The organism is Baaleninema sp. (assembly GCF_049974805.1).
Lineage (GTDB): Bacteria > Cyanobacteriota > Cyanobacteriia > Cyanobacteriales > Geitlerinemataceae > Baaleninema.
Genome location: NZ_JBNGCO010000152.1, coordinates 1 through 6,817 on the forward strand (window position 1 = coordinate 1; position 6,817 = coordinate 6,817).

The window sequence follows — 6,817 nt, forward strand, 5'->3', positions numbered from 1 at the left end:
AGGTGGATCGACGAACCAGGAATCCCCCTGCCTTCAGGCGGGGGAGAACGTCAATTGGCGGTAAAGGGCTTCGGCGTCGCTGTAGTTTCCAGACAGGTAAAGGCGATCGGCTTCGAGGAGAATTTGCAGGCGATCGATATCCGGCTCAAATTCTGTCAGGGGATCGTCTTCTTCGGGGAGTTCTTCGAGCGTTCCTTTGGGAATTTCCCCCTCAGTTCGATCGCCCTGCGAACCGTTGGAATCCCTTTCTAATTCAGCACTCACCTCGTTTTCTTCAATGGCGGTTTCTATGTCGGAACTTGCAGCATTGGAATGGCTTTCCGCCCCTTCACCCTGCGAAATCTTGGGGTTTTTCATCAATTCCAGAGCTTTCGAGCCAGCATAGACTTCACTGGGAAGACCCCCGAAAGCGAGAAGACTTCCCAACGCGACGAGAGACAGATTTGTAAAAGCTTTCATCGTCTTGAGGGGCGAAATTAGGGTTTCGAGCGATCCTTGTCAATCTTTGCTTTCAATCTAACAAACCTCAGTCAGACCTTTTCAGAGAACGCGATCGCACGCCCCAACGCCAGCCCCATCTCCTCCCCTCCAGCCCTTTCGACACACCGGCGCCTCACTCTCGAAATCCCCAGTATTTCCGCACTTCCAGCGATTCGATCGCGCCCAAATTCTGTTGAAACCATGCCGAATTTGACAAGCCTTTTTTAGAGAAACGTTAAAAAAATTTATTATTTGTTACAAAGTGGCTTAAATACCCATAATTATTACGGTTTAGGGGGGTTCGAGCTTGTCGATCGCCCCTCATACTGTTAATATTGGTAAAGAATATAAAAATTTGGGAAACATTAGCTGCTATGGGTCGCGTTGGCGTTTTGCTCCTGAACTTAGGAGGTCCGGACAAGCTCGAAGACGTCCGACCTTTCCTCTATAACCTGTTCTCCGATCCCGAAATTATCCGCTTACCCTTTCGGTGGTTGCAGAAACCGCTGGCTTGGATGATTTCAACCATGCGAGCGCACAAATCCCAGGATAACTACCGGGAAATCGGCGGCGGATCGCCCTTGCGTCGCATCACCGAAGAACAAGCCAACGCGCTGCAACAAAGCCTGCAACAGCGAGGATACGACGCTCGCGTTTTCGTGGGAATGCGGTACTGGCATCCCTTCACCGAAGAAGCGATCGCCCAAATCCACGGCGAAGACCTCGAAAAACTGGTGATTTTGCCCCTGTACCCGCAATTTTCCATCAGTACCAGCGGTTCGAGCTTCCGCCTTCTCGAAAAAATTTGGGAAGACGACCCCGAATTACAGAAACTCGACTACACCGTAGTTCCCTCATGGTACGATCGCCCCGGCTATTTGCGGGCGATGGCGGATCTGATCGCCCAAGAACTCGACCAGCTCCCCGAACCCGATCGCGCCCACATCTTCTTTAGCGCCCACGGCGTCCCCCGCAGCTACGTCGAAGAAGCGGGAGACCCCTACCAACAAGAAATCGAAGCCTGCACGAAGGCGATCGTCGAGACCCTCAACCGACCCAACGACTACACCTTAGCCTATCAAAGCCGCGTCGGCCCGGTGGAATGGCTGCAACCTTATACAGAGGATGCGATCGGCGAACTGGCTGAAAAAGGCGTCGATACCCTAGTAGTGGTTCCCATCAGCTTCGTCTCCGAACATATCGAAACCCTACAAGAAATCGATATGGAATATCGGGAACTGGCTGAAGAAGCGGGAATCCACAACTTCCACCGCGTCCCCGCCCTCAACACACACCCCGTATTTGTCGAAGACTTAGCGGATTTAGTCGTCGAAGCCGCCAACTCCTCCAACCTCACCTTTGATGGCGTCATGCACCCCCCCAAACAAACCAAATTCTATCCGCCCGAACGCTGGGAATGGGGATTGACCACCTCAGCAGAAATGTGGAACGGCCGTTTGGCGATGTTAGGCTTTTTAGCCTTAATGGCGGAACTGATTACCGGATACGGACCGCTGCATTTCGTGGGGATTTTATAGAAATAGGCCAGAGAGAAAACACGAGAAACGGGTCGTTGCATACAACGACCCGATGTTAATTTTGGGGAAACAAGTCACCCCAGAAACCCAGAAAATACAGAGCAGAGAATACAGAGGGGGTTAGCGAACCGTTAACTGATACCGTCCCCGTCCCGTATTGTCGAAAGCGTTGACCCAAACGAAATAGGTTCCCGTATAGGGCAACCGCACCTGTAACGCCGAATTGGTGTTACCGGGAGCAACGTCGTCGTTTTGGGCGATGGGTCGCACCGCTTCACTCAGCAGCCAGAGAAACGTATCGAAATCAGGACTTTCCAACGTAATCGTCACCGTCTGCCCTTCCCGTCCCTCAAAACGATAGACATCATACAAACTCCCGTCTTCGCGAAGAACTAAATCCCCCGGTCGCAACTCGCCCCGTTCCCGTAACAGCAAGTTTCCCCTCGGCGGAGAGGGGTTAGCATTTCCTCGGGCGTCGCTGCGGAGACTGAGGCGATAGCGTCCCGACTCGCCCCCCTGGTGGGAGTTGGCCAGAAGGATATACCGTCCCGTTTCCGGCAGACGAAGACGAATGCGGGCGTTGCGATTACCGCCGCTGTTGTTGTCCTGAGCGATATCGTCGCCGTTGGGGGACAGCAAAATGAGATAGGGATCGAATTCCAGAGACGACATACCCAGCGTTACCGTTTGTCCGGCCTGTCCTTCAAAGCTGTAAGCGTCGAAATAACTGTTATCAACCGGGAGGACGTTATCGCCGTTGCCCAGTTCCCCGTCAACGGGCGGGTCGTTGAGTGCCACCGCTTGAGGCGGTTGAGACCCTGGAATCCGGCTGCCACTTTGGGGAGTCGTCGCCACGCGGCGATTTTCGACAGCCGCAAGGAACGATCGAACATCGCCGACGGGAATGGCGAAGCCGATGCCGATGTTACCTCCTTCCCGTCCGACGGTGAAAATGGCCGTGTTGACCCCCACCATTTCCGCATCGGAGTTCAACAGCGGACCGCCAGAGTTACCGGGGTTGATGGCGGCGTCCGTTTGAATGGTGCCGTCGTCGGGGTCGATGCGGCTGACGATGCCGACGGTGAAGGTGTTTTCAAAGCCGAAAGGACTGCCGATCGCAAACGCTCTCTGTCCCACGCGCACGGAGTTCGTCGGGGCGATGTCGAGGGTGGGCAGGTTGCGGGCGTTGCGAATTTGCAAAGCCGCTAAATCTTGGCCGCCAGGGTCGAAACCGATAACGTCGGCGGTGTATTCTCGACCGTCGGCCAGGCGAACGGTGACCGTGCGTCCGGCGTTGGCGACGACGTGGGAGTTGGTGAGAACGAGGCCGTCCGGGGTGACGATGCTGCCGCTTCCTGTTCCGTCTTCGGCAATAATGGCGACGACGGCGGGACTGGCTTCTTCGTAGACGCGAATGTTCGTCCGTTCCTCTTCATCTTGGGTGAGGGCGGGTTGTGGGGTAAAAGGAGTTGGCGACGCGATCGCGACCGTGGCGAATCCGGCTGCGAGAAGGCTCGAGGCGGCGAAACGGAGAAGTCGAGAAGTCATGATTAACGGGGAGGCGTCGGTAAATCGAGCGGTTGACCCGAACGGTTGTAGACGAGGATATCCCATTGACCGTTGAGGTTGGCTTCAAAGGCGATGGTTTTGCCGTCGTCGCTGATACTGGGATTGCGGACGGTGGCGTTGAGGCTGTCGGTGACGTTCCGCAGTTGGCGGGTTTCGCGATCGTAAAGGAAAATGCCCGATCGACCTTGGCGGTTGCCTGCAAACACAATGTACCGCCCGTCTGCGGAAACGTCGGGATGTTCGGCTACCGTCGCCAGGGAGTTTAACCCCGGCATGGCGATGGTACGTTGGGTTTGCAAGTCGTAGAGATAAATATCCTGGCGTTTTTCCCGTTCCGAGACGAACACGACGAACCGTCCGGCGATGTCCGGGTCCATTTCCGCCGCCGGAGAGTTCAAACTGCGTCCGCCGGGATCGAAGGGGGTGTTGAGGAGGCGGGGATAGGCCGCACACCCGCTCAAAACGCCTGCGATCGCCATCGTCGCCAACCAGGTTCGGGATTTCACAGAAAAATTCGTCGAGATAGTTCTATTGTGGCGGTTTTTTTGCCTCTCGCGCCAAGGCTGTGACGCTGTTTTAACTGCCATTGGGTCGATCGAGTTCGATGCCCGGCCCGCGATCGATAATTTCGATATCCCACTGTCCCCGCCGTCCCGTCTCGAACACCACATATCGCCCGTCTGAACTGATGTTGGGATTGCGAACCCAACCGCGATAGCCTCCCGTGAGGACTTGGGTGCGTTGGGTGATGCGATCGTACAGCTCGATTTCCGGACGGCCGCGATCGCTGGCCACGTAAACCAAATAGCGCCCCGTATAACTAAGACTGGGGGTTTCCGCGATGGCGTCCTTGCGGTTGAGTCGGGGCAACTGCGCGAACTGCTTGCGTTGGAGGTCGTACAGCAAAATACTGCGGGTGCCGTCCCGGTTGGAGACAAACGCTAAAAAACGCCCGTCTCCACTCATGGCGGGCTGTTCGTCCGTGTAATAGCTGTTGAGGGCGACGGGAAGTTGGGGGCGACTCGTCGGGGTACAACTACCGAGTCCCAAGACGGCGATTCCGAGTCCGATTCGCGTCCCCAACCGTCTCAGCCAGTCTTTGACTGTCCGTCTCTGCACCTCTTGCGTTCCTGCCAACGTTCCTCGCGACTATCGATCGAACTGACTAGAATTATCTTCTTCGAGTTCGTCGTCATAGGGATTGTAATCGCTCGTCACGTCCGGTTCCTCGAAATCGTCGAAGTCGTCAACGGGCGGTTTCGGCTTGCGACTCGCCGGAGGACGGCGACGGGGTTCCTCGTCGAAATCGACGTTCACATCCGCATCGCGGGGCGAACTCGAGGGTTTCGGCGGTTCGTACTCTTCGTAAGTGGCCGTGGTCACGTCCGGTTCGTCTTGGGGCGGACGGGAGGTCGATCGACCGTAACTCGAAGAATACTCGTCGTCTGCTAACGTCGCTTCGACTTCCGTACTCGGTCGCGTCGGGCGAGGTTGTCCCGGTCGGGGGCGTCGAGACGACGACGGACTCGAACCCGACGGGCGACTCGGCGGACGGCGAGACGGACGACTCGGCGGACGGTTCCCATCGCCGTATCCCGCATCGCCCCAAGTATCATCGTTTAAATTGACCGGGGGACGGCCGCCAGCACTCGGCGGACGGCGGCGAGGGGGTTTGCGCGTCGCATCCGACGGCGGACGGCGACCGCTGCTTCCGGAACTGCGCCGCGTCGGGGGGCGTCGAGGTTCGTCTTCGTAGCCGTAAGCGTCGCGCGTCGATCGGCGATCGCGACTTCCCGGAATCCGACGATTCGGGGGATAGGGTTCGTAGGGTTCGATTTCCTCGAACTCCGCTTCGTACTCGTAAGCTTGATAATCGGGGCTGACTTCTCGTTCTTCGTCCACAATGGGCGTGTTGCGTTTCGCCTGTTGCGTGACGATCCCGCGCAAACGAATGCTTTCGACGGCGAAGAATACCGCCGAACCGGTCATCAGAAACTGACCGAATTGAAGAATGGGGTCGAGACGCCATCCTTGGAAAAACAAAATCCCACCGCAGAGTAAGGCTACGGCGGCGAAGAAAATATCGTGATCTCGAGCTAAGTTCGGACGGGTCGATCGCAGCAGGTACAGCGCCACGCCGCAGATCACCAGGGCTATGCCCATTAAACTGCCCCACCCGAAGCCGTAAGCGACTTGGGCGAGGACGGGTCGAACGTTCGTTACGTGCAGCAGGCCGCGACCGCCTAATGCGATGTTCACCATTAGCCTCTCTCCTACATCAATCTCATCTTAGCGATTTACACAGACAATCTCCAAGGCGAGCGACGTTCTCAAACGAGAAGCGACGATGCCCACCGTCAGCTTGTTGCGCCTGCTGCTGACGCCAACGCTACGCCGAATTAAGAGCGGCGAACTTTGTCTTGTTGGCTCAGGAAAATTAACGCCACCACCGCAGGAATGACGACGATAACAGCGCCCGCCAGAAGGCTATAGAAAAAGTTCATCAAAGAGGGGGTCATAAAACGTTCTTCCTCAAACGATACAAAATAATTCTTCATCAAGTTTAACGATTTGAGGCACGCTTGGAAAGACGGTTTCCGCCGAACCGCTCTCGAACTGCGAGGTTAGGTCGCTTTGACTGTCTCGACGGGGATCGATCGACCCGAGGGCGAGATACAATAGAGTTCAGAATTGGTTACAAAGCTTAATACTTAAAATCGATCGAATGAGTACCCTAAACCTCGTCAGTTTGAGCCTGAGCGTTCTCCTAGGCGTAACGATCCTGTTGATGATTATCCGCATCGTTCTCACCTGGTATCCCCAAGCAGAACTGCAAAAATTCCCCTTCAGCCTGGTGGCGATTCCCACCGAACCCTTCCTCGCCCCCACCCGCAAAATTATTCCGCCTCTCGGGGGGGTTGACATTTCGCCCATTATATGGGTGGGTATTTTCAGCTTAATTCGCGAAATTCTCCTCGGTCAACAAGGGTTGTTGACGATGATGAAGTAGCCTAAAGAGTTGACAGCTTGGGGGCGGTGCGTGACGCGGTAAGACAACATTCACCGGATTTCAGCCACATTTTCCGGCCGCGTCACGGCACCCGAGTCTCTTGGCGGTGTACCTTGGCGGTGCGTGACGATTTCTCGGGATAAGGATTCACACCCGATTTTTCAAGTGTACCTTGGCGGTGCGTGACGATTTCTCGGGATAAGGATTCACACCCGATTTT

General features: G+C 55.8%; 8 protein-coding genes. 2 read left to right on the forward strand and 6 right to left on the reverse strand.

Going from position 1 to position 6,817, the window contains the following annotated elements; genetic code table 11:
- Window positions 1–33: 33 nt before the first annotated feature.
- The gene (locus ACP5D4_RS19740) at window positions 34–459 is read right to left on the reverse strand and encodes a hypothetical protein (RefSeq protein ID WP_428013325.1); all 426 of its coding nucleotides are present in this window, start codon (window positions 457–459) and stop codon (window positions 34–36) included.
- Window positions 460–854: 395 nt separating this feature from the next.
- On the opposite strand from ACP5D4_RS19740, the gene hemH reads away from it, so the two are divergent.
- The gene (gene hemH / locus ACP5D4_RS19745) at window positions 855–2,018 is read left to right on the forward strand and encodes a ferrochelatase (protein WP_428013326.1); all 1,164 of its coding nucleotides are present in this window, start codon (window positions 855–857) and stop codon (window positions 2,016–2,018) included.
- A 120-nt stretch (window positions 2,019–2,138) separates the two neighbouring features.
- Here hemH and ACP5D4_RS19750 read toward each other — a convergent pair whose 3' ends face one another.
- The 5 genes from ACP5D4_RS19750 to psbX all read right to left on the reverse strand — a co-directional run bounded on the left by ACP5D4_RS19750 (window position 2,139) and on the right by psbX (window position 6,106).
- Window positions 2,139–3,566 (reverse strand): trypsin-like peptidase domain-containing protein, encoded by a 1,428-nt coding sequence (locus tag ACP5D4_RS19750; RefSeq protein ID WP_428013327.1) that lies wholly within the window; start codon window positions 3,564–3,566, stop codon window positions 2,139–2,141.
- Window positions 3,567–3,568: 2 nt separating this feature from the next.
- Window positions 3,569–4,066, reverse strand: coding sequence for a TolB family protein (locus ACP5D4_RS19755; protein ID WP_428013333.1), 498 nt, complete (start codon window positions 4,064–4,066; stop codon window positions 3,569–3,571).
- Window positions 4,067–4,163: 97 nt separating this feature from the next.
- Complete coding sequence (locus ACP5D4_RS19760) at window positions 4,164–4,706, reverse strand: TolB family protein (RefSeq protein WP_428013328.1); 543 nt, start codon at window positions 4,704–4,706, stop codon at window positions 4,164–4,166.
- Window positions 4,707–4,736: 30 nt separating this feature from the next.
- On the reverse strand, window positions 4,737–5,849 hold the full coding sequence (locus ACP5D4_RS19765; RefSeq protein WP_428013329.1) for a Ycf66 family protein: 1,113 nt from the start codon (window positions 5,847–5,849) through the stop codon (window positions 4,737–4,739).
- A gap of 137 nt (window positions 5,850–5,986) precedes the next feature.
- On the reverse strand, window positions 5,987–6,106 hold the full coding sequence (gene psbX / locus ACP5D4_RS19770) for a photosystem II reaction center protein PsbX (protein ID WP_428013330.1): 120 nt from the start codon (window positions 6,104–6,106) through the stop codon (window positions 5,987–5,989).
- Between the two features lie 206 nt (window positions 6,107–6,312).
- On the opposite strand from psbX, the gene ACP5D4_RS19775 reads away from it, so the two are divergent.
- Complete coding sequence (locus ACP5D4_RS19775) at window positions 6,313–6,597, forward strand: YggT family protein (protein WP_428013331.1); 285 nt, start codon at window positions 6,313–6,315, stop codon at window positions 6,595–6,597.
- The last annotated feature ends 220 nt before the right edge of the window (window positions 6,598–6,817 follow it).

What these genes read in the sequence shown, in the direction of transcription:
- ACP5D4_RS19740 (WP_428013325.1), bottom strand. Translation starts at nt 459, where the DNA reads ATGAAAGCTTTTACAAATCTGTCTCTCGTCGCGTTGGGAAGTCTTCTC.
- hemH (WP_428013326.1), top strand. Translation starts at nt 855, where the DNA reads ATGGGTCGCGTTGGCGTTTTGCTCCTGAACTTAGGAGGTCCGGACAAG.
- ACP5D4_RS19750 (WP_428013327.1), bottom strand. Translation starts at nt 3,566, where the DNA reads ATGACTTCTCGACTTCTCCGTTTCGCCGCCTCGAGCCTTCTCGCAGCC.
- ACP5D4_RS19755 (WP_428013333.1), bottom strand. Translation starts at nt 4,066, where the DNA reads ATGGCGATCGCAGGCGTTTTGAGCGGGTGTGCGGCCTATCCCCGCCTC.
- ACP5D4_RS19765 (WP_428013329.1), bottom strand. Translation starts at nt 5,849, where the DNA reads ATGGTGAACATCGCATTAGGCGGTCGCGGCCTGCTGCACGTAACGAAC.
- psbX (WP_428013330.1), bottom strand. Translation starts at nt 6,106, where the DNA reads ATGACCCCCTCTTTGATGAACTTTTTCTATAGCCTTCTGGCGGGCGCT.
- ACP5D4_RS19775 (WP_428013331.1), top strand. Translation starts at nt 6,313, where the DNA reads ATGAGTACCCTAAACCTCGTCAGTTTGAGCCTGAGCGTTCTCCTAGGC.